Genomic DNA, 1,129 nt, shown 5'->3' with positions numbered 1-1,129 from the left:
TTGAGGTTGTAGATGAAGCTGACGTGGTTTGAAGAGATTTTCGAAGAGTATGACCAGCTTGCAAGCTGGTCTTTATGCTCTTTTCACAGTCTCATCAACCAGTTATACTCATCTACTTTCAAAAAGCATTCTAGTCCATCTCCGATTAACGATGGACGTTATCACCTCCTTCTCCAGTCCTTGTATAACATCTTGAAGTTGATTCATGACATCTTCCAAAGTTCGAAAGGCTTTATTCTTAAATCCACGTTTACGAATCTCTTTCCACACTTGTTCAATGGGGTTCATCTCTGGTGTGTATGGAGGAATAAAGGTAAAGCCAATATTAGTCGGAATCTTTAAGGTACTTGATTTATTCCATATGGCATTGTCCATAACGAGTAAAAGATAATCATCTGAATAAGCTTGTGAAAGCTCTTCTAAAAAGGCGTTCATCCACTCAGTATGACATCCACCAGCGATTAAGAAAAATGATTCGCCTGTATGGGCATCAACAGCTCCATAACAATAGCAAAATTCTCGTATATAGTGACTATGGATATGTGGACCTACTCCCATTGGAGACCAACAAGATCCCAGTTTACTGATTCTACCGAAACCAGCCTCATCTTGGTACATCAAGCGAACCTTACGAAAAGGTCTACTGGTTTTAAATCGCTTTCTTTTCTTCTTGAATTGAGATTTTATTTTTAGACACTACAATGGTTTGAGCGTCTGCTTTCTTAGGATGTTCTGGACGTGGCATAATATTTCGCCAACCATGGCGCTTCAAGAGTTGATAGAAGGTATCACGTGTGTAGGAACGACCTAACTCCTTTTTATAAGCCTGAAATAAGGCATCAATTGTAACAAATTCTCCTGCCTCTGCAGCCTTCAAATGGCGGGCAAGAAAGACTTTCTCTTCCTCAACTGTCATATATGCATGGTTACGACCACCACGTGTTTCTTGAAGGAGAGAGTCGAGTCCGAACTCCTCATATTTTTTTACGTTTCGCCAAATCGTTGTTTGATTACAGTCTAAAAGCTCTATAATCTCTTTATAAGATTTGCCCATCAGACGAAATAGAACGATTTGAAGGCGTTTATGATATTTAGCTGTACGAGAGTCTCTTAAAAGTGTTTTGATAGC

The 1,129-nt window shown here is 39.4% G+C and carries 1 protein-coding gene; it reads right to left on the bottom strand.

The genetic code is table 11. The annotated features are described in order from the left end of the window. Positions 1–108: 108 nt before the first annotated feature. Positions 109–1,126, bottom strand: a protein-coding gene (locus tag HT703_RS10580) for an IS630 family transposase (RefSeq protein WP_345890293.1) whose coding sequence is annotated in 2 segments (ribosomal slippage) — positions 109–661 and positions 660–1,126 — 1,020 coding nt in all. Because the reading frame shifts where the segments join, the coding sequence is not laid out codon by codon here. Positions 1,127–1,129: the final 3 nt, after the last annotated feature.

The organism is Streptococcus sp. 3874, assembly GCF_013276425.1.
Classification (GTDB): domain Bacteria; phylum Bacillota; class Bacilli; order Lactobacillales; family Streptococcaceae; genus Streptococcus; species Streptococcus pseudopneumoniae.
Note: the sequence above shows the minus strand (reverse complement) of the source record. Positions and strands in the feature narration are given on the sequence as shown.